This window comes from Stenotrophomonas sp. STEN020, from assembly GCF_056760195.1.
The window spans coordinates 256,887-282,519 of the sequence record NZ_JBRREI010000001.1 but is presented as its reverse complement, the minus strand read 5'-3'; the positions used below and the strand labels follow the sequence as shown (position 1 = coordinate 282,519).

Sequence of the window (25,633 nt, the reverse complement as noted above, 5' to 3'; positions counted from 1 at the left end):
CTGCGTCGGTCGTGATCGACGCAGGCGTTGGCTACGCAACCTGCACCACCGCCTAAGGACACAACCATGGCACAAGTAATCAACACCAATACGATGTCGCTCAATGCCCAGCGCAACCTGAGCACCAGCGGCAGCTCGTTGGCCACCACCATCCAGCGCCTGTCATCGGGTTCGCGCATCAACAGCGCCAAGGATGATGCGGCCGGTCTGGCCATCTCCGAGCGCTTCGGTACGCAGATCCGCGGTACCGATGTCGCTATCCGCAACGCCAACGACGGCATCTCGCTGGCCCAGGTCGCCGAAGGTTCGCTAAGCGAAATCGGCAACAACCTGCAGCGCGTGCGTGAACTGGCCGTGCAGGCCTCCAATGCGACCAACTCGGCCAGCGACCGCAAGGCTCTGCAGGCTGAAGTGACCCAGCTGGTCAGCGAAATCGACCGCGTCGCCAAACAGTCCGAGTTCAACGGCACCAAGTTGCTGGATGGCTCGTTCTCCAGTCAGTTGTTCCAGGTTGGCGCCAATGCCGGCCAGGCCATTGCCATTGACAAAGTCGTAAACGCCAAGAGTGATTCATTGGGGTCGACGAGTTTCATGAGCGGCACGATGACGGTGACCGCACCGGCGACGACTCCTGGTGTAGCAGGTCCGCCTGCAACTTCTGGCTACAACGCAGTGTCGATGACTGGCATCCAGATCAACGGCATTGCCATCGACAACGTCGATCTGGTCGCCAGCGGAGCCACCTTCAGCGCTGCAAACCCGGGTGCAGCCGATACCGCTGCCGCCGCTGCCGGCAAGCTGGCCCTGGGTAATGCACTGGCATCAGCTATCAACAAGAAAACGGGCGACACCGGCGTGACCGCAACCGTTGATGCTGCTGGCGATCTGAAGTTTGATTCGTGGAAGGAAGGCACTACTGCCATCAGCCACGCAGGTCTCGCCGCCAATGGCACCGTGACCATGGCAACCGCTGCCACACAGCAGACCGCGAAAAACCTCGATGTCAGCACCTTTGCAGGGGCTCAGCAGGCACTGCAGATCGTCGACAACGCGCTGGGCTCAATTAACAGCACGCGCGCTGACCTTGGTGCCATCCAGAACCGCTTCACCTCGGTGGTGGCCAACCTGCAGACCTCGACGGAGAACCTGTCGGCGTCACGTAGCCGCATCAAGGACACCGATTTCGCAAAGGAAACCGCAGAGCTGACCCGCACGCAGATCCTGCAGCAGGCCGGTACAGCCATGCTGGCCCAGGCCAACCAGGTGCCGCAGAACGTGCTCAGCCTGCTGCGCTAAGCAGACGGCCAATCGCTAGCACCGGCACTGGTCGGGGCTGGCACTGTCAAACAATTTTGCTCTATCGCCTAAGGAAATCACCATGGCACAAGTCATCAACACCAATACGATGTCGTTGAATGCTCAGCGCAACCTGAGCAGCAGCGGCAGTTCGTTGGCTACCACCATCCAGCGCCTGTCGTCGGGTTCGCGCATCAACAGTGCGAAGGACGACGCGGCTGGCCTGGCCATCTCCGAGCGCTTCGGCACCCAGATCCGCGGCACCGATGTTGCCATCCGCAATGCCAATGACGGCATCTCGCTGGCCCAAGTCGCCGAAGGTTCGCTGAATGAAATCGGCAACAACCTGCAGCGCGTGCGTGAACTGGCCGTGCAGGCTTCCAACGCTACCAACTCCACCAGTGACCGCAAGGCCCTGCAGGCCGAAGTGACCCAGCTGGTCAGCGAAATCGACCGCGTCGCCAAGCAGTCCGAGTTCAACGGCACCAAGCTGCTGGACGGCTCGTTCTCCAGCCAGCTGTTCCAGGTCGGTGCCAATGCTGGCCAGGCCATTGCCATCGACAAGGTGGTCAATGCCAAGGCCGACGCGCTGGGCAATGCAGGCTTTGACGTCACCGCGATCACCATCGCTGCTGGTGGTTCTGTGGCTGCCGACAAGGGCAAGACCATCAGCTTTGATGGGCTGAAGATCGGCGGTGGCGGTCTTGCCGCCGCCGTGAGCATCGACAAGGTCGAGATCACCTCGACCGGCGTTGCTGCCGAAGACCAGAAGGCACTTGTGGCAGCGGTTGCTACTGCCGTCAATGCCAAGATCGGCGAGACCGGCGTTTACGCCGAGATCGACGCGACGGCCGGCAAAATCAACCTGACGTCGGTAAAGGAAAGCGTCGACAAGAACGGCAATTTCAGCGCGATGACCGTCACTGCTGGTACCAGCGCTGGTGTTACCGGCTTCAACTCGACTGCTCCCACTGCAACAACCGGTGCTACTGGCAAGTTGCTCAAGGACGTCAACATCGACAGCGTCAAGGGCGCCCAGCAGGCGCTGGAAATTGTCGACAAGGCACTGAGCTCGATCAACAACACCCGCGCCGACCTTGGTGCCATCCAGAACCGCTTCACCTCGGTGGTGGCAAACCTGCAGACCTCGACCGAGAACCTGTCGGCCTCGCGCAGCCGCATCAAGGACACGGATTTCGCCAAGGAAACCGCGGAACTGACCCGCACCCAGATCCTGCAGCAGGCCGGTACGGCCATGCTGGCCCAGGCCAACCAGGTGCCGCAGAACGTGCTCAGCCTGCTGCGTTGATCTGCTAGTTGCTGCACTCGTTTCATCCCCTCTCCCGCAAACGGGAGAGGGGCTTCTGGAACCGCTTCAAAGGTGCAGGCCATGCCGGCCCCGGGGATTCCCCGAAACGGCCAGGCATCGCCAGCCCCTGTGGCGCTTTCTGTTTCAGCGTTGTGTTTTTAACTGCACGTAACGGACGGCTTCGTCTCCCTCCGATTGTCAGTAGCCTGATCCCTCCCCTGCATTGGGGGAGGGTTTTTTCGTTGGGCCACCGGCAGCCTGCGGCAACTTGCCCGCACCCTGCCCCAGTACCCATGCAACCTGTGTGCCAGAACGCGCCTCGCCGTTGGCACAACTCCTGCATCAAACCAATCCTCAAGATCAGGCGGCGCGAGCCGCTACTTTCGTTGACGATCCGGCAAGCGGCCAGCTGGCGGCCCCGGGAAACCAGGAGATACAACATGGCAGACTTTGGTTACGGCGGCATTGGCTCGGGGCTGGATATTTCCGGCATGGTCAGCCAGTTGGTGGCTGCGGACCGCAAGCCGGCCGACAATGCGCTCAACCTTCAGCAATCCAAAGCCAAGATGCAGCTCTCGGCCATCGGCACGGTCAAGTCAGCGTTTGACACGTTGAAGACGGCACTGGAAGCACTGAAAGCCAACACCGCATTTGACACGCGCACCGTCACCGCCACCAAATCCGGTACGGATGAGATCCTGTCCGCTTCGGTGTCGTTGATCGACAACGTCACCGGCAAGACCGCCGCGGCAAACGGCACGCATGTGGTCAAGGTCGACTCACTGGCCGCCGCCAACAAGTGGATCGCCAACGACGCCATCCCCAAGACGCAGACCTTTGCCGCCGGGACCTTGACGCTCACCGTGGGTGCTGGCGACAAGCAGAAGACGCTGAACATCGAGGTCGAGCAGGACGATACGCTCAGCAGCATCCGCACCAAGATCGACGCAGCCGGCCGCAAGGAAGGCGTGCAGTCCACCTTGATCAGCTCCGGCGACGAACAGTACCTGTCGATATCGCAGGAAAAAACCGGCACGGCCAATGCCATCAAGCTGTCCTATGCCGGTAGCGACCCAGGCCTGACCGCGCTGGTCAACTCAATGACCGAACATACCGCGGCGGCCGACGCCAAGCTGACCATCGACGGCGTCGCTGTTGTCAGCAGCGAGAACACCGTTGCCAATGCGGTACCCGGGCTGACGCTGAACCTCAAGAAGGAAGGCACCAGCACGGTAACCATCAGCACCGACGTGACTGCTGCCACCAAGGTCATGCAGGACTTTGTTACCGCTTATAACGGTGCGCTGGCCGCAATCAACAACTCCACCAAGTACGACATCGAGAACAAGGAGCCCTCCTCGCTCACCGGCGACGCGCAGATGCGCGGCGCAGCCAGTCAGCTGCGTTCGGTGATGGGGGCCTTGCTGAAGGACCTTTCCAGCGCAGGATTGGACCCGAAGACCCTGGGTTTGCAGACACGCGGCTACCCCAACGCAGATGGCAGCCTGGTACTGGACACCACCAAGTTCAGCGCGGCACTGGCCAACCAACCGGAAAAGATCCGCCTGGCCATCACCGGCGACATCGGCGGCGCCAACAAGCTGTTCGGTGTCGTCGATGGCTACGTCAGCACCACCGTTGGCAAAGAAGGTGCCTTCGTATCGCGTACCAAGAGCCTCAACACCAACCTGACCGACATCGACAAGCGTCGCAAGGCGCTGGACACACGCATGGACGGCGTGGCCGAGCGTTACAAGAAGCAGTTCCTAGCTTTGGACACCCTGATGGGCAAGCTCAGCCAAAGCAGTGCGGCATTGCAGCAGCAGCTTTCCCAGCTTTCCAGCTGATCGGCTGGCCCGGTGGGCGTGACGCTCAAGTTTTGCGTCACGCTCACCGATAACAGGTTAGAAACGTCACCGTCGCGCTGCGACGCGCAAACCACCCACGCGGGTGCGCACCAGGAGAATCACTGAATGTACGGTTCCAGCCGTCAATACGCAGAACAGTACCGCCATGTGGGCGTGAGCAGTGCCGTCGCTGAGGCTGACCCCCACAAACTGGTGGCATTGTTGCTGACCGGAGCGCTGGACCGGTTGCGCCTGGCGTCGGCAAGCATCGAGCGTGGTGACCAAGCGCGTAAAGGCAAGGCTATCGGCGAGGTCTGCGCCATTGTCGGGCACCTGAATGGCTCGCTCGATCACCAGGCCGGCGGTGAAATTGCCGGAAATCTTTCAGCGTTGTACGAATATGTGCTGCAGCGGCTGACGGAAGCCAATCTGAACAGCGACAACAGCGCGCTGGATGAAGCGCTGCAGCTGATGACCGAGATCGACAGTGCCTGGAACGCCATTCCGACCGAGCAGCGCAGCGTGCCAAGCGCAAGCGGAGCACGCTGATGGCCAACGCCGCGAACGAGATGCTTGATGCGCTCCAGGCCGACCTCGATGCCCTGAAGAACGCCATCGAGGTCGAAGATCACGACGGCGCCGAGCAGATTGTCGTCGCCCATGATCAGCGCCTGCGCACCTATATCCAGGACAATGGGGTGGCGGGAAGCGCCGCCGCCCTGCAGGCATTGCTGGAACAGCAGCACGCTGTAACCGAACGGATGCGCGACCTGCGCGATCAAGCTGCCATGCACCTGCGCGCCGAGCGTCAATCCACCCGTGCGGCCAGCGCCTATCAACAGGCTGGAACCCTGGCATGAACCCCACCGGCATCGCCCACCCTGCAGAAACCGAGCTGTTCGACGACACACTCAGTTGTGAACTGTCACTGCCAGCGGTGTTCGAGGCCGGCGCCAAGGTCAAGCGCCCGGGCAGCGCTGAAATGCTCCTGCGCAGCATCGCCCTGGTCGAGGATGCCCGCAACGTTGATGACAGCGACGAGCGCAACGACAACAGCCTGCAGCTGCAGCGGTTGGAAGCACGCCTGGATCTGACCCTGGTACTGCTGGGCCGCCTGCTGCAGCGTGAGGCGCCGCCTGTGGCAGCCACGCAGCTGCGCTGGTCTCGGCATGGTCTGCGCCTGCAATGCCAGCAGTTGGGCGGCCTTGTGGCCGGCACGGCGGGCGTCGTCAGCCTGCAACCCGCCGAATGGCTGCCCGACGCGATTGAACTGCCTGTCGTGGTCCTGGCCGAAGCCGATACTGCACAGGGCGCGCAACTGTGGCTGCGCCTGGATACACAGAATGATGCGTTGCTGGCAGCGGTGGAACGTCACTTGTTCCGAGTGCATCGCAAGCAGATTGCTGACATTCGCCGCAACCGGTGAGCCTATTCCCACTTTGTGCTCTGGCGCCCGCCTCGCTGCTCCGCTAAGGTGCAGCCTTCTGTTATGACCCGGTCTCCTGTGCGCGTTCTTATTGTCGACGACCATACCTTGGTTCGCGCTGGGCTCACCCGGCTGCTGCAGACATTTGACGGGATCCAGGTGGTGGCCGAAGCCAGCAATGCTGATCAAGCATTGGAAATGGCGCTGTTTCATGTCCCGGACCTGATCCTGCTGGACCTGTCCCTGCCGGGCCGCTCCGGGCTGGAAGCCTTGACCGATATCCGCCAGCGGCTGCCGCATGCACGTGCGGTGATCATGTCGATGCACGACGACGCTGCGCACGTGCGCGACGCACTGGACCGCGGTGCCGTTGGCTTTCTGGTCAAGGATGCGGCCCCTGCCGAGCTGGAGCTGGCATTGCGCGCCGCCCATGCCGGCCAGGTTTTCCTGAGCCCGCAGATTTCCGCAAAGATGCTGGCGCCGCTGATCGGCAAGGAGCGGACTACCGGCATTGACGCGTTGTCACCACGACAGAAGCAGATCCTGCGACGTCTGGGCACCGGCCAGACCACCAAGGAAATCGCTGCTGACCTTGGTATCAGCGTCAAGACGGTTGAAACCCATCGCGCGCGAATGATGGAATCGCTGGGCTGCCGCCGCGCCAACGACCTGCTTCTGCTGGCGCTGCGCCATGAAAACGACCTTTCTTGACACCAGCACGCCAGTAAAAGCGAAGCTGCGTCACGAAATCGGAAAGCCGTCGCCAGCGCGCCGCAAACAATACAAATCAATGGCTTGCAGAAGCAACGCAGATTTAATGCGCCAATTATTCGACGCCACGTAAGGGAATCACCTACGGCGCGTAGGGTGGATTTTGACAGGTATAGGGCCAACACCTATTACCGCCCTGACATGAAGCACGCAAGATGCGTTCCACAACGCAGCCATCCACTGGCAGCAACGGGGAAACGCATGAAGGCCACACTCTCTGCCCAGCTGGGCCAGCAACTCCATCTCACGCCTGCTCTGCTGCAATCGATCCGCTTGCTGCAGCTCAATGGCATGCAGCTGGAGCTGGAGATCCGCCAGGCCCTGGAGAGCAATCCGCTGCTGGAACTGCAGGAGCAGGCAGAGGACGCACCAGCATCGACCGATGGCGATGTCGCACAGACTGAAACTGCAGCGTTCGATGAACTGCCCGAAAGCAATCTGTGGGATGTGCCCGGCGCCAGCTGGAACGCCGACGACGAGGACCGCATGGCCCGCGTAGCGGCCGGTGAGTCCACCGATCCGCAGCTGCGCATCCTCAACGCGCTCGCCTACGAGTTGAACGACGCCGACCTTGCCGTGGTCAGTTTCTGGCTGGATCACTGCGATGAAGCCGGCTACCTGCAGGCCCCGCTGGCCCAGTTGACCCAGCTGGCCAGCGCCCGCCTGGATCGCAGTAGCGCCGATATCGAAGCCCTGCGTCAGCGCCTGCTGCACGGCGAACCGGCCGGTATGGCGGCAGTCGATCTGCGCGAATGTCTGCTGGCTCAGCTCACTGCCCTGCCCGGCCAGGTCCCGGCCCGCAATCTGGCGCGCCGCTTGCTCGACGCCGACATGCAGCTGCTGGCCAACCACGACTATCTGGCCTTGGCCCGCGCCCTGGATGCCGAAGTAGAGGACGTGCAGGAAGCCTTCCGTCTGGTTCTGTCCTTGCAGCCGCGCCCGGGTGAAACCCTGCTGCCGCAGCAGGAATTGAGCGTGATTCCGGACGTGGTCGCCTGGCACGCCGACGGCCAATGGCGGGTTGCGCTGAATCCGGCAACAACGCCGCGCCTGGCCATCAACAGCAGTTACGAGCGGGTTGTCGCCGACAGCAGCGGTGAATCCGCGCAGCCCCTGCGCGACATGCTGCAGGAAGCGCGCTGGCTGACCCGCGGCCTGTCGATGCGCTACGACACCCTGCTGCGCACCGCACGGGTCATCATCGAGCGCCAAGCTGCCTTCCTGGTGAATGGCGACGAGTGCATGGCGCCGCTGACCTTGAAGGAAGTGGCCGACCTGATCGGCATGCACGAATCCACTGTCTCGCGGATCACCTCCGGCAAGTACCTGCAGACCCCGCGCGGCACCTTTGAACTGAAACACTTCTTCGCCGTGCGCCTGGAAGGTGCCAGTGTCTCCGGGCAGGCCGTCAAGGCCATGGTCAAGCGCCTGATCGATGCCGAACCGGTGGCCCGTCCGCTGGCCGATGAGGCCATTGCCGGCCTGTTGTCGCGCCAGGGAGTGAACATTGCACGCCGGACCGTCGCAAAATACCGCGAACAGCTTGACATCGCCCCGGCCCGCGAACGTCGCCGCCAGAGCAGCAAGCCCCAGCTGGCCCGTGTGGGCTGAGACCAAGGATTCCCATGAACAAGCTCACCGTAGTGCTGGTCGATGACCATGAAGGTTTCATCAACGCCGCCATGCGCCATTTCCGCAAGATCGACTGGCTGGAAGTTGTAGGCAGCGCCGCCAACGGGCTGGAAGCGATCGAGCGCTCCGAAACGCTGCGCCCGCAGGTGGTGCTGATGGATCTGGCGATGCCGGAAATGGGCGGCCTGCAGGCCACGCGCCTGATCAAGACCCAGGACCAACCGCCGTACATCGTGATCGCCAGTCACTTCGATGATGCCGAGCACCGTGAACATGCACTGCGCGCCGGTGCCGACAATTTTGTCAGCAAGCTGTCCTATATCCAGGAAGTTATGCCGATCCTGGAAGGACTCAAGGTACAAGAAGATGAGTGAATCACGCATTCTGGTGATCGACGCCGACGGCATGCGCGCCGAGCGTACCTTGGCCCTGTTGGAGTTCATGGACTTCAACCCGCGCTGGGTCAGCGAAGCGCAGGACATCGACGTCAGCCGTCATCGCAGCAATGACTGGATGGCAGTGGTGGTTGGCGCGCTTGAAGATGCCGACCGTGCAGCCGGCTTTTTCACCTGGCTGGCGGGCACCTCGCTGCCGCCGCCGATCCTGTTGGCCGAAGGCGATCCGCTGGCGTTCTCGCGCCACTACGGCCTGCACGAAGCCAATGTCTGGCCGCTGGAACAGCCGATGCGCCACGCGCAGATGGAAGCGCTGTTGCGCCGCGCCAGCCTGAAGCGACTGGATGCCGAGCACCAGGCGGACAATGCCGGTGACAGCGGCCCGACCGGACACAGCCCAGCTGTTACCGAGCTGCGCCAGCTGATCGAGCAGGTCTCCAACTTCGATACCACCGTGCTGGTGCTGGGCGAGTCCGGTACCGGCAAGGAAGTAGTCTCGCGTGCCATCCACCAGCGTTCGCCGCGCCGCGACGGTCCGTTCATCGCCATCAACTGCGGAGCGATTCCGCCGGATCTGCTGGAAAGCGAACTGTTCGGCCACGAAAAAGGCGCCTTCACCGGCGCGCTGACTGCACGCAAGGGCCGTTTTGAAATGGCCGAAGGCGGCACCCTGCTGCTGGACGAAATCGGCGACATGAGTCTGCCAATGCAGGTCAAGCTGCTGCGCGTGCTGCAGGAGCGCAGCTTCGAGCGCGTTGGCGGCAACCAGACCATCCGCTGCAATGTGCGGGTGATCGCCGCTACCCACCGTGACCTGGAATCGCGCATCGCCGATGGCAAGTTCCGCGAGGATCTGTTCTATCGCCTCAACGTGTTCCCGATCGATGTACCTGCGCTGCGTGAGCGCGCCAGCGATCTTCCGGCGCTGGTGGAAACCATCGCCACCCAGCTTGCCCGTACCGGCCGCGGCGAAGTCCGTTTCGCTCCCGAAGCGCTGCAGGCGCTGGCCAGCTACGCATGGCCTGGCAACGTGCGCGAGCTGACCAATCTGGTCGAACGCCTGGCCGTATTGCATCCCGGCGGCACGGTACGCGTGCAGGATCTGCCCAGTCGCTACCGCGGTGACCAGGCGAATCTGGCTGCAGCAGCAAGCAGCGACGACGAGCGACCGATGCTGCTTGGCAAACTGGCTGCAGCGCCAGCACAAGCTGCCAGCCAGCCCAGCGGCCTGATCAGCAAGGTCAGCGCACCGGAGAACGGCAACCAGCTGCCCAGCGAAGGCATGGACCTGCGTGATCATATGGCCAGCATTGAGCTGACCCTGATCAACGAAGCGTTGGAGCGCACCCAGGGCGTGGTTGCCCATGCTGCCCAATTGCTCGGCCTGCGCCGCACCACCTTGGTCGAGAAACTGCGCAAATACGGTATCGAGCGTGACTCGGTCGAGGCCAGCAACTAATAGCGGTTCACAGCGCGGGCAAGCCCAGCACACCCGTGATGCTGTTCACTCAAGCATTTGCGGAAGCCCGAATCCGATGCCAGACCTCTGGCATCGGATTTTTTTTGGAACGGCGCTGGGTAACGCTGATACTCCGGAGTGAACTGTCCGGAGCCCGGGTAAGCACAGCCCCAGCTGTTGGCGGAGAGCCCGAACGACCGCTGGATCCCGCCGCGTTTGGCAGGCTACGGCCCAGAAGCATCGCCGCAATCAGCTACTCCCACGGCGACCGCCGATTATCCGGCGACCTTCTTCGTTTGCACCAAGTCAGACCCTGGAGTCGGCGCCGTCCGTATCGCGACCGCGACGGAAATCCGACGTATTCACCAACATCAAGGCCTTCACGGTTCCGGCACGCAACTTGCAGCTGTCCCAGCAGCTCCCCCACACGTTGCCCGGAACCCCGCACGATGTCCCACTCCATCACTTCTGTTCTCTCCCAGATCCGCACGCTGCAGAACCAGGTCGGGCAAACCGCGCCCATCGGCGATGTGCCGCGCAGCAACGCGATCCAGGGGCTGGCCGAAGGCGACGCTGTTGCCGCTCCTTCGTTCAGCCAGGCCTTGCAGGGCGCCATCCAGGGCGTCAACGAGGCCCAGCAGAAGTCCGGGCAGCTGGCAGCTGCCTTCGAGCGCGGCGATGCCAATGCCGACCTGGCCAAGGTCATGGTCGCCTCCCAACAGTCCTCGCTGGCGTTCCGCGCCACCGTGGAAGTCCGTAACCGTCTCGTCCAGGCCTACCAGGACGTGATGAACATGCCGCTGTAAGGATCCGCACGCATGGCACTCGCGCTGTCCAGAGAATCACTGAATCCGGAACGGGCTGGCGCCTGGTTCGATCGTCTGCAGAGCCTGCAGATCACCCGTCGCCTGGGCTTGATGGCGATGATCACGGTTGCGGTGGCAGCCGGTTTATTCGTGTTCTTCTGGGCGCAGAAGCCGCAGATGATGCCGCTGTATACAGGGCTGGACCAGAAGGCGACTGCCGAGGCCACCGACCTGTTGCGCTCGGCGCAGATTCCGTTTGAGCTGGACGCCACTACCGGTGCGATCAGCGTGCCGGAAAAAAACGTGCACGATGCGCGCCTGAAGCTGGCCGGTTCCGGCCTGACCGAAAGCGGTCGGCTCGGCTTTGAAATGATGGAACGCGATCCCGGATTCGGCGTCAGCCAGTTCGTCGAAACTGCGCGCTACCAGCATGCGCTGGAGACCGAGCTGGTGCGCACGATCAGCAGCCTGCGCCCGGTCCGTGATGCGCGCGTGCACCTGGCCATTCCCAAGCCCAGCGCCTTCACCCGCCAGCGCGATGTCGCCAGCGCCTCGGTGGTACTGGAACTGCGCGGTGGCCAGCAGTTGGAACGCAACCAAGTGGACGCCATCGTGCACATGGTCGCTTCCAGCATTCCCGATCTGGCACCGGAACGCGTGACCGTGGTCGACCAGAGCGGGCGCATGCTCACCATCGCCGATCCCAACAGCGAAGCCGCGCTCAACGCCGCCCAGTTCGATCAGGTACGCCGTCTGGAAGGCTCCTACAACCAGCGCATCCGCGAGCTGCTGGAGCCGATGACCGGCGCTGGCCGGGTCAATCCGGAAGTCAGCGTGGACATGGATTTCTCGGTTACCGAGGAAGCCCGCGAGCTGTACAACGGCGAGCCGCAGAAGGTCCGTAGCGAGCAGATCAGCGAGAACACCAGCGCCACCGCCGGCCCGCAGGGCATTCCGGGCGCGACCAGCAACACCCCACCGGGCGCCGCTGCTGCACCACCGGCCACTGCGGCGACGCCGACCGAAACCTCCAAGAACGCCACCCGCAACTACGAGCTGGACCGCACCCTGCAGCACACGCGCCAGCCGCCGGGCCGGGTCAATCGCGTCTCGGTCGCCGTACTGGTCGATCACGTACCGCGCGCCGGCAGCAACGGAAAACTGGCCGATCAGCCGCTCAGCGCCGCTGAACTGACCCGGGTTGAAGCACTGGTGAAGCAAGCCGTCGGCTTCAATGCAGAACGCGGCGACACGGTGTCGGTAATGAACGCACCGTTCGTGCGTGAATCCGTGCCGGTCGAAGCCCCCAAGTGGTGGGAGAACCCGCAGGTGCGTGACGCACTGCGTCTGGTGCTTGGCGCCATCGTGGTACTGGCCCTGCTGCTCGGCGTGCTGCGCCCGGCCCTGCGTCAGATCACCAGCCCCCCCAAGGCCTTGTCGGGTCCGGAAGATCCGCTCAGCGCCGACGTCCAGGTACTGGATGACGGCACCGAGATGCCAGCGCTTGCCGCCGACCGCCTGCACCTTGATGGCAAGCCAGCACTGGCATTGCCGGTAGACGCTTACGAAGAACGCCTGCGCATGGCCCGCGAAGCAGTGAAGACCGACTCCAAGCGGGTTGCCCAGGTAGTGAAGGGATGGGTGTCAAATGACTGATGCAATGCCGATGACCGGCGTGCAACGTGCCGCCGTACTGCTGCTGTCGCTCGGCGAAACCGACGCGGCCGAAGTGCTGCGTCATATGGAACCGAAGGAAGTGCAGAAGATCGGCATCGCCATGGCCACCCTCACCGACGTCACCCGTGAGCAGGTGCAGAAGGTGATGGATGACTTCGGCGCCGAACTGGGCAACAAGACCTCCTTGAGCGTCGGCTCGGACGACTACATCCGCAACATGCTGGTGCAGGCGCTGGGCAATGAGAAGGCCAGCAACCTGATCGACCGCATCCTGCTCGGCCGCAATACCACTGGCCTGGATGCCCTGAAGTGGATGGACCCGCGTGCCGTCGCCGATCTGGTGCGCAACGAGCACCCGCAGATCATCGCCATCGTCATGGCCCATCTGGAAACCGACCAGGCCGCCGAAGCGCTGAAACTGCTGCCCGAGCGTACCCGTGTCGACGTGCTGCTGCGCATCGCCACCCTCGACGGCATTCCGCCGAATGCGTTGAACGAACTCAACGAGATCATGGAGCGCCAGTTTGCAGGCAACCAGAACCTGAAGTCGTCGAACATCGGTGGCGTGCAGTGTGCTGCCAATATCCTCAACTTCATGGACGGTGGCCAGGATCAGGCCATCCTCACCGAGATCGCCCGCATCGATTCGCCGCTGGGCAGCCGCATCCAGGACCTGATGTTCGTCTTCGACGACCTGGTGGATCTGGACGACCGCGAAATGCAGCTGGTATTGCGCGAAGTCAGTGGCGAACGCCTGGGCCTGGCCCTGCGCGGTGCCGACATCAAGGTGCGTGACAAGATCACCCGCAACATGTCGCAGCGCGCCGCCGAGATCCTGCTTGAGGATATGGAGGCGCGTGGCCCGGTGCGCCTGTCCGATGTGGAAGGCGCGCAGCGCGAGATCCTCGCCATCGTCAAACGCATGGGCGATGAAGGCACCATCACCCTCGGCGGCGCCGCGGAGGCCATGCTGTGAACAACGCCGTTCGCTGGCATGCCCCGGATCTCAACGCAGCGACTGGTCAGTCGGTGGCGCCGGCGCTGGACGACATTGATCTGGCGTCGCTGGAAACCATCGTTGCCGAGCCGGCACCGCCGCCGTTGCAACCGCCCACTCTGGAACAGATCCAGGCGATCCGCGATGCCGCGCAGGAAGAAGGCTTCCAGCAGGGCCATGCCGAAGGCTATGCACAGGGACAGGCCGAAGTGCGGCGCTTGACCGCACAGATCGAAGGCATCCTCGACAACTTCAGCCGGCCGCTGGTGCGACTGGAGAATGAAGTGGTTGGCGCACTCGGCGAACTGTCGGTACGCATTGCCGGTGCACTGATCAGCCGTGCTTACGAGGCCGATCCTTCGCTGCTGAAGGATCTGATCGATGAAGCACTGGACACGGTCAGCGGCACCAACCGCGACGTGGAAGTGCGTCTGCACCCTGACGACATCGCAGCGATCAGCAATCTGCTGACACTCCCGGCCGGACAGCGTCTGGTGCCCGATCACAGCCTCAGCCGTGGCGACCTGCGCGTGCACGCCGAGGCCGTGCGCGTTGATGGCACCCTTGATGCGCGCCTGCGTGCCGCCTTGGCAACCGTGCTGCGTCGTGCCGGAGCCACGCAATGACCGCTTCGCCCTCGCCCGCTCCCGCCGACTGGGCTGACGCACGCAATCTGCGTCTGGCCGCACGCCTGGATGGCATCTCGCTGGACGCCGGCGGCGGCCACGGTCTGGTTCGCGAAGGCATTCTTCGTCGTGCCGTCGGCCTCACCCTTGAAGCGGTTGGCTGCGAGGCACCGATGGGCGCCAGCTGCAAGGTAGAGATCATCGACGGCGGCTGGGTCGATGCCGAAGTCGTCGGCTTCTCCGGCGACCGCACCTACCTGATGCCCAGCGCCGAACTGCATGGCCTGCTGCCCAACGCCCGCGTTGTGCCCTCCTACCGCCGTGGCGGTGTAGAGGTGGGCGAAGGCCTGCTCGGCCGTGTCATCGATTCCGATGGCATTCCGCTGGACGGCAAGGGCCCGATCCGCGCCGAAGGCGTGGTCAGCATGGCCGGTGTATCGATCAACCCGCTGGCACGCGAGCCCATCACCCAGCCGCTGGACGTTGGCGTCCGCGCAATCAACTCGCTGCTGCCGATTGGCCGCGGCCAGCGCGTCGGTCTGTTCGCCGGCTCCGGCGTCGGTAAATCGACGCTGCTGGGCATGATGACCCGCTTCACCGCCGCCGATGTGATCGTGGTTGGCCTGATCGGTGAACGTGGTCGCGAAGTACGTGACTTCGTCGAATCCACGCTGGGCGAGGAAGGCCTGCGCCGCGCGGTGGTTGTCGCAAGCCCGGCCGACCGGCCACCACTTGCGCGCCTGCACGGCGCCTACCGCGCCACTGCCATCGCCGAGTGGTTCCGCGACCAGGGCTTGAACGTGCTGCTGCTGATGGATTCGCTGACCCGCTTTGCGCAGGCGCAGCGTGAGATTGGCCTGTCGGTCGGCGAACCGCCGACAACGCGTGGCTATCCGCCTTCGGTATTCGCCAAGCTGCCGGCACTGGTTGAGCGCGCCGGTAATGGCGCCAAAGGCCGTGGCTCGATCACCGCATTCTACACCGTGCTTACCGAAGGCGACGATCCGCAGGACCCGATTGCCGACGCCGCCCGCGCCATCCTCGACGGCCACATCCTGCTGTCTCGACGTGTCGCCGACAGCGGCTTGTACCCGGCCATCGACGTCGAATCCTCGGTCAGCCGCGTAGTCCAGGACATCGCCGACGACGTCTGGCGCGCGCGCATCCGCAAGCTCAAGCAACTGGTATCGGCCTACACCGCCAACCGCGACCTGATCGCCATCGGCGCCTATCAGCGCGGCAACGACCCGCTCACCGACGAAGCATTGGATCGTTGGCCGGAGATCATGGAATTCCTTGGCCAGGACGTGCACAACGCCGCCGACCTGAGCCACAGCCTCAGTGCATTGCACCAACTGGTAGATAGTGAGACGCCCGCATGAGCCCTAGCCGTCGCCTGGACCCGCTGCTGCGCCACGCGCAGGACCGCGAAGATGAAGTCGCCAAAGCCCTGGCCGAGCGCCAGCAAGCCTTGGACCTGCATCAATCGCGCCTGTCCGAATTGCGCCAGTACGCCGATGAGTACGCCAACGCACAGCTGGCCACCACCAGCGCCGCACAGCTGCTCAATCGCCGCGCCTTCCTTGACCGGCTCGACAACGCGGTGGAAGCGCAGAGCAAGACCGTGGACAGCAACCAGGAACGCGTTGATGCTGAGCGTGCCCGGCTGCTGCTGGCCAGCCGCGACAAAGCGGTGCTGGAACAGCTGGCTGCCAGCTACCGCGCCCAGGAAAAGCAGGTCGCCGATCGCCGTGATCAGCGCGAGATGGACGATATCGGTGCTCGCCGTGCGCGTTTGAAAAAAGCCGAGAGCGAAGGAGAAGGCCAGTGAACGTGCTTTCTTCCGGGCTCTCCAGCGCCGGCAGCGTCGACAACACTCCCGCACGCAGTAGCAACACCGACAAAGCCAGCGACAACGGCTTCGACGCAATGCTCAACAGCAAGCCAGCAGCGCAAAAGCCTGCCGCCAGCAAGCCATCCAGCAATGATGCCAAGCCCAGCAACGAAGCACGTGGCGACGACAGTGCCGCCGAGGCTGGCACCGAGCAAACTACCGCTACTGACAACAGCGCCAACGACCACGACAAGCCCGACACGCAAGCAACGGCCGACGATGCGCCTTGGCCGCCCTTCGGCCTGTCGGCAATGGTCGCGCCGGCTACGGAGCCGCCACCGCAATTGCCAGCAGCCATGCCCGCCGCCAATCAGCCTGCGCAGGCGACAACGACAACGCCGGGGCTGCCAGTTGCTCCAGCTATCGCCGCTGCCAATCCGCAGGGCGCGCTCAAGGCCGATGACGTCGCTGCAGAGTTGACGCTGCCAATGACCGCGGCGGCGGCAAACGACGATGCGAGCGATCTCAACCTCGACGTTGATACGCCAGCACCAACTACGTTTGCGTCCTTGCTGCACAACCAGGCTTTGCAGGAGGTACGGGGCAGCACAGCAACCAGCAACATCACCGCACCCACCCCGACTCCGGATCTGAACGCCGGCGACTTTGACGAGGCCATCGGCGCCCGCGTCGGCTGGCTTGCAGAGCAGAAGATCGGCCACGCGCATATCCGCATCAACCCCGACAATATGGGTGAGATCGATGTAAAGCTGCAGCTGGACGGCGACCGCGTCCACGCCAGCTTCAGCAGCGCCCACGCCGACGTCCGCCACGCCCTTGAAAGCAGCCTGCCTCGCCTGCGCGAAATGCTTGGCGAACAAGGCCTGCAGTTGAGCCACGCCGATGTAGGCCAGCAATCCATGTCGCAGCAGCAGAACGACAAGGGTGAGGCTGGTAGCGGTTTGGCGGGTGGAGGCCCGCAGGAAGGCAGCGAGCTGCCAACCACCACCAGCCACGACCTGCGTATGCGGGGGTTGTTGGATGCGTATGCCTGAGAGAAGTGACTTGTGGGAGCGGTGTAAACCGCGAAGCTGATGACCTGAAACACCCCCTGCTTCGCAGCTGACGCAGCTCCCACAAGGACGACTACTTTTGTGGGAGCGGTGTAAACCGCGAAGCTGACGATCCATCCGCCCATCTGCAAACGATCACTGTGCTGACAGCACTTGGGAAGCCGCAGCGCCATCCTGCGTTGATGGCGCTTCCAGCAATCAACCCAAAGCCGGGCTCCAAAATTCTTCGCAAAGGCAGAATTTCCGAACCCGGCCACGTATATCTGATCACCTTCACAACGCTAGCTCGCCAGCCACTTTTTCCGGACTTCCAACTGGCCTCGCGCATAGCTGAAGCCCTGTATCACCCTCTACTCTGGCGTGATGCACGGTTGCTTGCCTGGGTATTGATGCCAGACCACTGGCATGGCCTGGTACAGCTTGGGGACTCCAACGGTCTCAGCTCATTGGTTCGCAGTATCAAATCGAATACGGCACGCAGCTTGCCGGAATCAATGAGCCGCCCCGTTTGGGCGCCGGGATTTCACGACAGGGCCGTCCGCAAGGATCAGGATCTGAAGGCGACCGCCCGCTACATCATCATGAACCCGGTTAGAGCCGGGCTGGTTAGCTCGCCGCGCTTCTACCCATATTGGAATGCGATATGGATATGACCCCTCAGCTTTTGTGGGAGCGGTGTAAACCGCGAAGCTGGTGAGTTGTCAGATGGTCAGCTTCGCGGTTTACACCGCTCCCACAAAACCCTATAGCCGAGTCAAATTCCCGCCACCGGCCCATTCACCTCCTCCGGCACAGCCCTTGCATCTGACTGGGCAGCAATCCTGAGGAGCTCCACGTGGCCGTTGCCGCTGATAAAAACCGCAAAGCTGAACCCACCAAGGAAGCGGCAAGCAAACCGAAGCGCTCGTTGTTGGTTCCCGCCCTGATCGCCGTGTTCGCTGCTGCCGCAGCCGGCGGCGGGGTCTGGTACTTCACCCAGGGCAAGGCCCATGCCGAAGCCAGCAAAGACGCCAAGCCCAAGACGCCGGCTCCGGCCCAGTACTTCGCGCTGGACCCGGCCTTCGTGGTCAACCTCAGCGGCCCAGTTGACGGCCCGCGCTACCTGCAGGTCGAAGTGCAGCTGATGACCCGTGATCCGCTGGCGCTGACTGCGTTGCAGACCCATGCACCGGCCATCCGCGCCAAGTTGTTGATGCTGTTCTCGCAGGTCGAGCCGACCCAGATCGCCGACCGCGCGGGCAAGGAAAAGCTGCAGGCCTCGGCGCTGGCCGAAGTGAAGAAGCTGATGAAGGCCGAAACCGGCCAGAACAGTGTCGACGACTTGTTGTTCACCAGCTTTGTGACCCAGTAAGGCGCCACGATGAGCATCAACGACCTGCTGTCCGAAGACGAGATCGATGCCCTGCTGCATGGCGTCGATTCCGGCTCGGTCAATACCGCCGAGCCGGAGGCGGCACCTGGCGAAGCGCGCTCCTACGATTTCGCCAGCCAGGACCGCATCATCCGTGGGCGCATGCCGACCCTGGAAATGGTCAATGAGCGCTTTGCGCGCTTGTGGCGCATCGGTCTGTTCAACCTGATCCGGCGTTCGGCCGAGTTGTCGGTACGTGGTATCGAGTTGATCAAGTTCGGCGATTACCTGCATTCGCTGTATGTGCCGACCAACCTCAACCTGATCCGCTTCAAGCCGCTGCGTGGTACTGGCCTGATCGTGTTCGAGCCGACCCTGGTATTCGCCATCGTCGACAACTTCTTTGGTGGTGACGGGCGCTACCCCACGCGCATCGAAGGCCGCGAGTTCACCGCCACCGAGATGCGCGTTATCCAGTTGCTGCTCAAGCAGACGTTCACCGATCTGCGCGAGGCCTGGGGTCCGGTGATGAACGTTGATTTCGACTACATCAATTCCGAGATCAACCCGCATTTCGCCAACATCGTCAGCCCGCGCGAGTACGTTGTGGTCAGCCGCTTCCACGTCGAGCTCGACAGCGGTGGTGGCGACATCCACATCACCTTGCCGTACTCGATGCTGGAGCCCATCCGCGAACTGCTCGACGCCGGCATCCAGAGCGACCGCAACGACCGCGACGAAAGCTGGGCGGTGATGCTGCGCGAGCAACTGGACACCGCTGAAGTCGAACTGTCCAGCGTGCTGGCCAAGCGTCGCATGAGCCTGCGCGAGCTGACCAAGCTGAAGATCGGCGATGTGCTGCCGATCGATATGCCCAAGCAGGTGCCGTTGTGTGTGGAAGGCATCCCGGTTTTCACCGGCGAGTTTGGCGTATCCAACGAACGCAACGCCATCAAGATCACTGCTACCCATCCTCCGGGAAAGCGCCCGAGCGTCCCCGTGATTCAGGAAAACACCCATGAATGACAATCACTCCCCCGAGACTGAAAACGCCGCAACGCCGGCACAGTTCACCAACCTGCAGGCCGACAACGGCGTAAGCACCGATCTGGATCTGGACGTCATCCTCGACGTACCGGTGACCTTGTCGCTGGAAGTAGGCCGCGCTCGCCTGCCGATCCGCAACCTGCTGCAGCTCAACCAGGGCTCAGTGGTGGAGTTGGAGCGCGGTGCCGGTGAATCGTTGGACGTGTTCGTCAACGGCACCTTGATCGCCCACGGTGAAGTCGTCGTCATCAATGATCGCTTCGGTGTGCGCCTGACCGACGTGGTCAGCCCCAGCGAGCGCATCCGGAGACTGCGTTGATCGCATTGCTCGCCTATGCCGCACCGGCTGCCAAGGCGGCGACGCCGGTCGGCCAGCATGCAGCCAGTGCGCCCGGCCTGTTCGGCGCGTTCTTCACCTTGCTGCTGGTGCTGGGCCTGATCATTGGCCTGGGCTGGCTGCTCAAGCGTATGCCCGGCGGCGCGTTCCGCCCGGCCGAAGGCCTGAAGGTGGTCGCCAGCATCAACGTCGGCGCCAAGGAGCGCGTGGTGGTGGTCGACGTCAACGGCCAGCAGTTGCTGCTGGGCATTACTGCTGGCGGCATCAGCACCTTGCACCAGTTGCCCGAGCCTTTGCCGCAGACGCCTGCGCCGGCCATGCCCAACCTCAAACAACTACCGAATTTCGCCCAGCTGCTGGCACAGAAGCTGCGCAAGGACTCCTGAACATGTCGGGCCAAGGTTTCAACTCTCGCGGTTTCAACTCACGTACGCTCTGGCAGCTGCTGATCGTACTGGCGATGCTGGCATTGCCACTGTTCGCCTGGGCCGCACCCGGCCCGCAGGTACCAGCGCTGCCGGACGTCAATGTCGGCAAGATCGGCGGCGCGCCGGTCAGCCTGCCGTTGCAGACCTTGTTGTTGATGACGGCAATCACCTTGCTGCCGTCGATGCTGCTGGTGCTCACGGCTTTCACCCGCATCATCATCGTGCTCGGCCTGCTGCGCCAAGCACTTGGCACCGGCCAGACCCCGTCCAACCAGGTCCTGCTTGGTCTGGCTCTGTTCCTGACCGCAATGATCATGATGCCGGTGTGGGACAAGTCGTGGTCCACCGGCATGGCACCCTACCTCGACGGCAAGATCGACTTCCAGACTGCCTGGCAACTGACCACCGCCCCGCTGCGTGCCTTCATGCTGGCGCAGGTCCGCGAGACCGACCTGATGACCTTTGCCGGCCTGGCTGGGCAAGGTCCCTACGCCAGCCCGGATGCGATCCCGTTCCCGGTATTGGTTGCCTCCTTCGTCACCAGCGAGCTGAAGACTGCGTTCGAAATCGGCTTCCTGATCTTCATCCCGTTCGTCATCATCGATCTGGTCGTGTCCAGCGTGCTGATGTCGATGGGCATGATGATGCTGTCGCCGATGCTGGTCTCGGCACCGTTCAAGATACTGCTGTTCGTGCTGGTGGACGGCTGGGTATTGGTGGTTGGCACCTTGGCGGCCAGCTTCAACGCAGTGTAGTTGCGCGCCAGTATTCCGGCACGCCTTCGCGACGCGACTTTCCGCTGGCCATCAATGGAAGTCGCGACTGCGCACGTCCAGGCTGCCCAATAGCGGCGACAGATCATCCAGACGGCGTGCGATCAGATGACGCACGCCGTTCTCGGCTTCCAGCCGACCGCTGACCTGCAGCAGCCGCGATTCCAGAAACACCTGCCGCTGGCGCTCGGCCAGCTGCCGCCAGACCACAACGTTGATCTGGCCGAACTCATCTTCCAAGGTGATGAAGGTGACGCCGCTGGCGGTTGCTGGCCGCTGCCGCCCGCGCACCAGCCCGGCCACCAGCACATTGCCGGTACTGCGCATGCTTTCCAGATCCTTGGAACTGCGGCAGCGACGCGCACTGAGCTGTCGCCGCAGTCGCGCCAGCGGGTGCAGCTCCAAGGTAGTCCCGAGCAAGGCGTAATCGGCATTCAGATCCTCACCAGCGGTGGGCATCGGCAAGGCGACATCGGCTTCAGCCGTCGCCGGCTGATCGTCAAACAGCGGCCGCTGATCTTCAACACCGGCGATAGCCCAACGCGCCCGATGCCGGTTACCCGCCATGCCACGCAAAGCGCCAGCATCGGCCAGCAAGGCACGTGCGCGTGCATCCAGATCAGCCCGTCGGCACAGGTCCGCAATATCGGTGAACGAGGCCTGTGCCCTCGCCTGCTCGATCCGCAGCGCGTCCTCTGCGTTGAAGCCACGCACCAGGCAAAAGCCCAAACGGATCGCCAGCCGCTCACCGTCTTGCTCCCGCTCCAACGAACAGTCCCAGCCGCTGTAGCGCACATCCAGCGGTCGCGTCGCCACGCCGTGCCGGCGCACATCCTGCAGCAACTGATCCGGACTGTAGAAACCCATCGGTTGGCTGTTGAGCAACGCGCAGGTGAACTCGGCTGGATGGTGGCATTTCAACCAGCTGCTGGCATAGGCGATCAGCGCAAAACTCGCCGCATGGCTTTCCGGAAAACCATAGCTGCCGAAGCCCTTGATCTGCTCGAAAATGCGCTCGGCGAACTCAAGCGGATAGCCGCGTTCAAGCATGCCTTCAGTAAGTTTCAGCCGATGCGGCTCCAGCCCACCGTGGCGCTTCCAGGCCGCCATCGAACGACGCAGACCATCGGCTTCGCTAGCGTTGTAGCCAGCCGCCACCATCGCGATCTGCATCACCTGTTCCTGGAACAGCGGCACCCCCAGGGTGCGCTTAAGCACTTCCTTCAAGGCTTCAGAGGGGTAGTTGATCAACTCCTCACCGGTACGGCGGCGCAGATAGGGATGCACCATGTCGCCCTGGATGGGACCAGGGCGAACGATGGCCACTTCCACCACCAGATCGTAGAAAGTCTGCGGCCGTAAACGCGGCAGCATCGCCATCTGCGCGCGCGATTCGATCTGGAACACACCAACGGTATCGGCGCGGCTGATCATCGCGTAGGTAGGCTTGTCTTCCTGCGGAATCGTCGCCAAGGTGAAATGCAACCCGCGATAACGCTGGATCAGATCGAAGCAGCGACGCACCGCGGTGAGCATGCCCAAAGCCAATACATCGACCTTCATCAGCCCCAACGCTTCCAGATCATCCTTGTCCCATTGGATTACCGTGCGCGCTTCCATCGCCGCATTCTCAACCGGCACCATGCTGTGCAGGGCACGCTCGGAAATGACGAAGCCACCCGGATGTTGGGACAGGTAATGCGGGAAATCGATCAGCTCGTTGGCCAGTATCAGGATGCGCCGCAGCAGCGGGCTGTCCGGATCAAAACCGTGCTCACGCAGACGTTCCTCTTCGGGCACGCTGTCCGACCACTGGCCAATGCTGGAGGTCAGCTGTGTGATCACATCACCGGGCATGCCGAGCACGCGCGCCACATCACGCAATGCACCGCGCCCGCCGTATTGCGTGGCGACCGCCGCCAAGGCAGCGCGCTCACGGCCATAGCGTGAAAACACGTACTGGATGACTTCCTCGCGCCGCTCATGCTCGAAATCCACGTCGATATCCGGCGGCTCATCGCGGTCATCCGAGATGAAACGCTCAAACAAAAGATGGCTATGCGAAGGGTCCAGCTCGGTGATACCCAGCACGAAGCACACCACCGAATTGGCGGCAGATCCGCGTCCCTGGCAAAGAATGCCGATGCTGCGCGCATAGGCCACCAGGTCATGCACGGTGAGGAAGTACGAGGCGTACTTTTTCTTGGCGATCAGGCCCAGTTCCTTTTCGATCAAGGCCTGCGCCTGCAGCGGGGTTCCATCCGGCCAACGCTTGCCTGCACCACGCGTCACCAGCTCCGCCAACCAGCACTGCGCGGTGTAACCGGCGGGTACTACCTCGCTGGGATATAGATAGTTGACGGCTTCTTTCAGGTCGAACCCAGCACAGCGTTTGGCAATGTACAGCGTCTGCTGTAATAACTCGGCTGGATAGATCGCCTGCAAGGCCTGTAGCGGACGCAGGTGCCGCTCACCATTGGCGAACAATCGCTGCCCGGCCTCGGCAACGGTGACGCGGTGGCGGATGGCCGTCATCACATCCTGCAATGCCCGGCGACCACGCGCGTGCATATGTACATCGCCAGCGGCCACCAATGGCAGCTGCAGCTGTGCGCCCAGCACCTGCAGCTGCTGCAGACGCGCGTCATCATCGGCACCGTGATGCAACTCCACCGCAATCCAGCAGCGCTGCGGAAACCATTCCCGCAACTGCATGCCCTCGGCAGGTTCCAGCTGTGTCGCCGGCAACCACAGCGCCAACAAGCCGCTGCGGTCAACCGCCGCCAGATCTTCGGCCAGCAGCCGGTATTCGCCCTTCTCCGCACGCCGCCGTGCCTGCGTTATCAGCCAACACAGGGTTTGATAGCCCGCGGCGTTTTCCACCAGCAGCACCAGCTTTGGCCCGTTCTCCAGCTGGATTTCGCTGCCGACAATCAGCTGCAACCCGATTTCCTTGGACGCACGCCAAGCGCGCACGATACCGGCCAGCGTGCATTCGTCGGTGATCGCCAGTGCCTGGTAGCCATGCGCTTTTGCCCGCGCGAACAATTCATCCGCAGTCGATGCGCCGCGCTGGAAACTGAAAGCGGACAGGCAATGCAGTTCGGCATAAGCGGCATTCATGCGAACCAGCCCTGCAGCATGAAGCCACCCTCGCCGCCGACCTCACGCCAGGCCCAGGCCTGCTGGCCGAAGCGAGTGCTGACCCGGTAGTAATCACGGCGTACATCATCACCATCCCACCAGCCACTCTCGATCCGCTCGGGTGCCGACAGCAGTTCCGGGCTTGCTCCCGGCCAAGGCTGCGGCGTGCGCAGCAGCCAACCAGGGCGTACCGGCGACTGCAGGCTATCGGCGGCACCAGTTGAAGCAGCAGCGGGGGCAACCTCACCGCGCCAGGCATATTCGGGTCTATGGTCGGCATGCACGCGCAGGCCGTGCACCGATTGATCGCCCAGGCGCGCGCGCAGACGTTCGCGCAGCTGTTCCCACGGCATGCTCTGCTGCGGGCGGGTATCAAACAGCTCGCGATGCTCCGGCACAAACGCCGGCAACTGATCGGCGCGCAGACCAAACTGGCGTACCGGTGCCGGAATCTTGGCCTGCTCCAGACGACTGCGGGCGATCTCGAACAACAAACTGGCATCACGCTCGGCCGCAAGCAGGCCGATTTCCAAGGTGGTAGCCGGCCGGTCCTCGTGCTCCAGCAGCAGCGTAAAACGCTGCACACTGCCATCGCGGCCAGCAAGAAACGCGGCAAGATCCGAGGTCAAACGCCGCAACGGGAACAGCAAGGCCTGCGAGGACTCTACTTCGTAACCCAGCTCGATGCGCAGCTCGAACACATCCGGCGGCTGATACGGCTGCAATACAAAGGCCCGCTCGCCAAGCAAGGCATCCAGCTGTCGCAGCACATCGGGCGCAAAGCGCCGATTGATGCTTGCCCGTGGCAGTCCCTGCAATTGTTTGACGGTGCGGATGCCCATGCGCGCGAATGCCGCCGAGGCGCTGGCACCAAAGCCTGCCCGCGCCACCGGCAGTTGTCCGAGCAATGCGGCCAAACCGGCCTCATCCACACTCAAACCATCGCGCGCATTGGCCAGTGCGCGTGCAGCCACCGGATTGGGCGCCAATGCGATGCGGTGACGGAAGCCCAGCGCGTCCAATTCCTGCCGCAGACGTGCCTCGAACTTCGGCCACGGCCCGAACAGCGCCAAGCTGTGCTCGATTTCAATGATCAGTGCCTGCGCATACTGCAGGCTTACCTGCGAGCTGAACTGATAGGCCCAGGCCGCCAGAAACTGGTGCCAATGCAGCTGCGCATCGGGCTCATACGGGTGTATCTCAAAACCGGTGGCCAGCGCCTGCGCGGTCACCAGCGATTGCCCCGCCTTCAAGCCCAAAGCCGCCGCTGCAGGATTGACCGCATGCAGCACCCTCCGTTGGCTGGGCCCACTGATCAATACCCGCGCCGCTTCCGGCTCGGCACAGGCGCGCAACACGCCGTCCATGGCCAGATGCGGCAATAGAATGCAGGCCCAGCGCATCG

General features: G+C 63.0%; 25 protein-coding genes. 23 read left to right on the top strand and 2 right to left on the bottom strand.

Annotation, left to right across the window (positions count from 1 at the left end; translation table 11 throughout):
• Positions 1 to 66 precede the first annotated feature (66 nt).
• From ACVOLZ_RS01150 to fliP, 23 genes are all read left to right on the top strand, one after another.
• Positions 67 to 1,296, top strand: a complete 1,230-nt coding sequence (locus ACVOLZ_RS01150) for a flagellin (protein WP_481514777.1) — start codon at positions 67 to 69, stop codon at positions 1,294 to 1,296.
• Between the two features lie 82 nt (positions 1,297 to 1,378).
• Positions 1,379 to 2,605, top strand: a complete 1,227-nt coding sequence (locus tag ACVOLZ_RS01145) for a flagellin (RefSeq protein WP_481514776.1) — start codon at positions 1,379 to 1,381, stop codon at positions 2,603 to 2,605.
• Between the two features lie 440 nt (positions 2,606 to 3,045).
• The gene (gene fliD / locus ACVOLZ_RS01140; RefSeq protein ID WP_481514775.1) at positions 3,046 to 4,452 is read left to right on the top strand and encodes a flagellar filament capping protein FliD; all 1,407 of its coding nucleotides are present in this window, start codon (positions 3,046 to 3,048) and stop codon (positions 4,450 to 4,452) included.
• A 126-nt stretch (positions 4,453 to 4,578) separates the two neighbouring features.
• A complete protein-coding gene (fliS, locus tag ACVOLZ_RS01135) occupies positions 4,579 to 5,001 on the top strand; it encodes a flagellar export chaperone FliS (protein ID WP_481514774.1) in 423 nt (140 codons plus the stop codon).
• On the top strand, positions 5,001 to 5,312 hold the full coding sequence (locus ACVOLZ_RS01130; RefSeq protein ID WP_481514773.1) for a hypothetical protein: 312 nt from the start codon (positions 5,001 to 5,003) through the stop codon (positions 5,310 to 5,312). The genes fliS and ACVOLZ_RS01130 overlap by 1 nt, the downstream gene beginning before the upstream one ends.
• Positions 5,309 to 5,878 (top strand): PilZ domain-containing protein, encoded by a 570-nt coding sequence (locus tag ACVOLZ_RS01125; protein ID WP_481514772.1) that lies wholly within the window; start codon positions 5,309 to 5,311, stop codon positions 5,876 to 5,878. The genes ACVOLZ_RS01130 and ACVOLZ_RS01125 overlap by 4 nt, the downstream gene beginning before the upstream one ends.
• Before the next feature lie 78 nt (positions 5,879 to 5,956).
• Positions 5,957 to 6,589 (top strand): response regulator, encoded by a 633-nt coding sequence (locus ACVOLZ_RS01120; protein ID WP_481514790.1) that lies wholly within the window; start codon positions 5,957 to 5,959, stop codon positions 6,587 to 6,589.
• Positions 6,590 to 6,850: 261 nt separating this feature from the next.
• Positions 6,851 to 8,260, top strand: coding sequence for an RNA polymerase factor sigma-54 (gene rpoN / locus ACVOLZ_RS01115; RefSeq protein ID WP_481514771.1), 1,410 nt, complete (start codon positions 6,851 to 6,853; stop codon positions 8,258 to 8,260).
• A gap of 14 nt (positions 8,261 to 8,274) precedes the next feature.
• Entirely contained in the window at positions 8,275 to 8,655 is a 381-nt protein-coding gene (locus ACVOLZ_RS01110; protein ID WP_313172108.1) for a response regulator, read from the top strand.
• Positions 8,648 to 10,135, top strand: coding sequence for a sigma-54 dependent transcriptional regulator (locus tag ACVOLZ_RS01105; protein WP_481514770.1), 1,488 nt, complete (start codon positions 8,648 to 8,650; stop codon positions 10,133 to 10,135). The genes ACVOLZ_RS01110 and ACVOLZ_RS01105 overlap by 8 nt, the downstream gene beginning before the upstream one ends.
• 449 nt (positions 10,136 to 10,584) lie before the next feature.
• Positions 10,585 to 10,941, top strand: coding sequence for a flagellar hook-basal body complex protein FliE (fliE, locus tag ACVOLZ_RS01100; RefSeq protein ID WP_481514769.1), 357 nt, complete (start codon positions 10,585 to 10,587; stop codon positions 10,939 to 10,941).
• A 12-nt stretch (positions 10,942 to 10,953) separates the two neighbouring features.
• Positions 10,954 to 12,597: a flagellar basal-body MS-ring/collar protein FliF gene (fliF, locus tag ACVOLZ_RS01095; RefSeq protein WP_481514768.1), complete on the top strand. Its 1,644-nt coding sequence runs from the start codon at positions 10,954 to 10,956 to the stop codon at positions 12,595 to 12,597.
• Positions 12,598 to 12,607: 10 nt separating this feature from the next.
• The gene (gene fliG / locus ACVOLZ_RS01090; protein WP_057628133.1) at positions 12,608 to 13,594 is read left to right on the top strand and encodes a flagellar motor switch protein FliG; all 987 of its coding nucleotides are present in this window, start codon (positions 12,608 to 12,610) and stop codon (positions 13,592 to 13,594) included.
• Positions 13,591 to 14,241, top strand: coding sequence for a FliH/SctL family protein (locus tag ACVOLZ_RS01085; RefSeq protein WP_481514767.1), 651 nt, complete (start codon positions 13,591 to 13,593; stop codon positions 14,239 to 14,241). The genes fliG and ACVOLZ_RS01085 overlap by 4 nt, the downstream gene beginning before the upstream one ends.
• On the top strand, positions 14,238 to 15,623 hold the full coding sequence (gene fliI / locus ACVOLZ_RS01080) for a flagellar protein export ATPase FliI (protein ID WP_481514766.1): 1,386 nt from the start codon (positions 14,238 to 14,240) through the stop codon (positions 15,621 to 15,623). Before ACVOLZ_RS01085 ends, fliI begins: the two co-directional genes overlap by 4 nt.
• Entirely contained in the window at positions 15,620 to 16,072 is a 453-nt protein-coding gene (fliJ, locus tag ACVOLZ_RS01075; RefSeq protein ID WP_481514765.1) for a flagellar export protein FliJ, read from the top strand. Before fliI ends, fliJ begins: the two co-directional genes overlap by 4 nt.
• Positions 16,069 to 17,130 carry a flagellar hook-length control protein FliK gene (locus ACVOLZ_RS01070; protein ID WP_481514764.1) on the top strand — a complete coding sequence of 354 codons (1,062 nt, stop codon included), beginning with the start codon at positions 16,069 to 16,071 and terminating at the stop codon, positions 17,128 to 17,130. Before fliJ ends, ACVOLZ_RS01070 begins: the two co-directional genes overlap by 4 nt.
• A 158-nt stretch (positions 17,131 to 17,288) precedes the next feature.
• Positions 17,289 to 17,801, top strand: a complete 513-nt coding sequence (locus tag ACVOLZ_RS01065) for an REP-associated tyrosine transposase (protein ID WP_481514763.1) — start codon at positions 17,289 to 17,291, stop codon at positions 17,799 to 17,801.
• Between the two features lie 182 nt (positions 17,802 to 17,983).
• Positions 17,984 to 18,499: a flagellar basal body-associated FliL family protein gene (locus ACVOLZ_RS01060; protein WP_481514762.1), complete on the top strand. Its 516-nt coding sequence runs from the start codon at positions 17,984 to 17,986 to the stop codon at positions 18,497 to 18,499.
• A gap of 9 nt (positions 18,500 to 18,508) precedes the next feature.
• A complete protein-coding gene (fliM, locus tag ACVOLZ_RS01055; protein WP_481514761.1) occupies positions 18,509 to 19,525 on the top strand; it encodes a flagellar motor switch protein FliM in 1,017 nt (338 codons plus the stop codon).
• Positions 19,518 to 19,865 carry a flagellar motor switch protein FliN gene (fliN, locus tag ACVOLZ_RS01050; RefSeq protein WP_481514760.1) on the top strand — a complete coding sequence of 116 codons (348 nt, stop codon included), beginning with the start codon at positions 19,518 to 19,520 and terminating at the stop codon, positions 19,863 to 19,865. Before fliM ends, fliN begins: the two co-directional genes overlap by 8 nt.
• A complete protein-coding gene (fliO, locus tag ACVOLZ_RS01045) occupies positions 19,862 to 20,269 on the top strand; it encodes a flagellar biosynthetic protein FliO (protein WP_481514759.1) in 408 nt (135 codons plus the stop codon). Before fliN ends, fliO begins: the two co-directional genes overlap by 4 nt.
• Positions 20,270 to 20,343: 74 nt before the next feature.
• Positions 20,344 to 21,066, top strand: coding sequence for a flagellar type III secretion system pore protein FliP (fliP, locus tag ACVOLZ_RS01040; RefSeq protein ID WP_481510818.1), 723 nt, complete (start codon positions 20,344 to 20,346; stop codon positions 21,064 to 21,066).
• Positions 21,067 to 21,117: 51 nt separating this feature from the next.
• Here fliP and ACVOLZ_RS01035 read toward each other — a convergent pair whose 3' ends face one another.
• Entirely contained in the window at positions 21,118 to 24,207 is a 3,090-nt protein-coding gene (locus tag ACVOLZ_RS01035; protein ID WP_481514758.1) for an error-prone DNA polymerase, read from the bottom strand.
• On the bottom strand, positions 24,204 to 25,631 hold the full coding sequence (locus tag ACVOLZ_RS01030) for a Y-family DNA polymerase (RefSeq protein ID WP_481514757.1): 1,428 nt from the start codon (positions 25,629 to 25,631) through the stop codon (positions 24,204 to 24,206). The genes ACVOLZ_RS01035 and ACVOLZ_RS01030 overlap by 4 nt, the downstream gene beginning before the upstream one ends.
• Between the last annotated feature and the right edge of the window lie 2 nt (positions 25,632 to 25,633).

Bases quoted from the DNA above. Each gene is read 5' to 3' on its own strand.
- ACVOLZ_RS01105 (WP_481514770.1), top strand. From the start codon at position 8,648: ATGAGTGAATCACGCATTCTGGTGATCGACGCCGACGGCATGCGCGCC.
- fliF (WP_481514768.1), top strand. From the start codon at position 10,954: ATGGCACTCGCGCTGTCCAGAGAATCACTGAATCCGGAACGGGCTGGC.
- fliI (WP_481514766.1), top strand. From the start codon at position 14,238: ATGACCGCTTCGCCCTCGCCCGCTCCCGCCGACTGGGCTGACGCACGC.
- fliM (WP_481514761.1), top strand. From the start codon at position 18,509: ATGAGCATCAACGACCTGCTGTCCGAAGACGAGATCGATGCCCTGCTG.
- fliE (WP_481514769.1), top strand. From the start codon at position 10,585: ATGTCCCACTCCATCACTTCTGTTCTCTCCCAGATCCGCACGCTGCAG.
- fliN (WP_481514760.1), top strand. From the start codon at position 19,518: ATGAATGACAATCACTCCCCCGAGACTGAAAACGCCGCAACGCCGGCA.
- ACVOLZ_RS01110 (WP_313172108.1), top strand. From the start codon at position 8,275: ATGAACAAGCTCACCGTAGTGCTGGTCGATGACCATGAAGGTTTCATC.
- fliP (WP_481510818.1), top strand. From the start codon at position 20,344: ATGCTGGCATTGCCACTGTTCGCCTGGGCCGCACCCGGCCCGCAGGTA.
- ACVOLZ_RS01130 (WP_481514773.1), top strand. From the start codon at position 5,001: ATGGCCAACGCCGCGAACGAGATGCTTGATGCGCTCCAGGCCGACCTC.
- fliG (WP_057628133.1), top strand. From the start codon at position 12,608: ATGACCGGCGTGCAACGTGCCGCCGTACTGCTGCTGTCGCTCGGCGAA.
- fliD (WP_481514775.1), top strand. From the start codon at position 3,046: ATGGCAGACTTTGGTTACGGCGGCATTGGCTCGGGGCTGGATATTTCC.
- ACVOLZ_RS01035 (WP_481514758.1), bottom strand. From the start codon at position 24,207: ATGAATGCCGCTTATGCCGAACTGCATTGCCTGTCCGCTTTCAGTTTC.
- fliS (WP_481514774.1), top strand. From the start codon at position 4,579: ATGTACGGTTCCAGCCGTCAATACGCAGAACAGTACCGCCATGTGGGC.
- fliJ (WP_481514765.1), top strand. From the start codon at position 15,620: ATGAGCCCTAGCCGTCGCCTGGACCCGCTGCTGCGCCACGCGCAGGAC.
- ACVOLZ_RS01125 (WP_481514772.1), top strand. From the start codon at position 5,309: ATGAACCCCACCGGCATCGCCCACCCTGCAGAAACCGAGCTGTTCGAC.
- ACVOLZ_RS01030 (WP_481514757.1), bottom strand. From the start codon at position 25,631: ATGCGCTGGGCCTGCATTCTATTGCCGCATCTGGCCATGGACGGCGTG.
- rpoN (WP_481514771.1), top strand. From the start codon at position 6,851: ATGAAGGCCACACTCTCTGCCCAGCTGGGCCAGCAACTCCATCTCACG.
- ACVOLZ_RS01145 (WP_481514776.1), top strand. From the start codon at position 1,379: ATGGCACAAGTCATCAACACCAATACGATGTCGTTGAATGCTCAGCGC.
- ACVOLZ_RS01150 (WP_481514777.1), top strand. From the start codon at position 67: ATGGCACAAGTAATCAACACCAATACGATGTCGCTCAATGCCCAGCGC.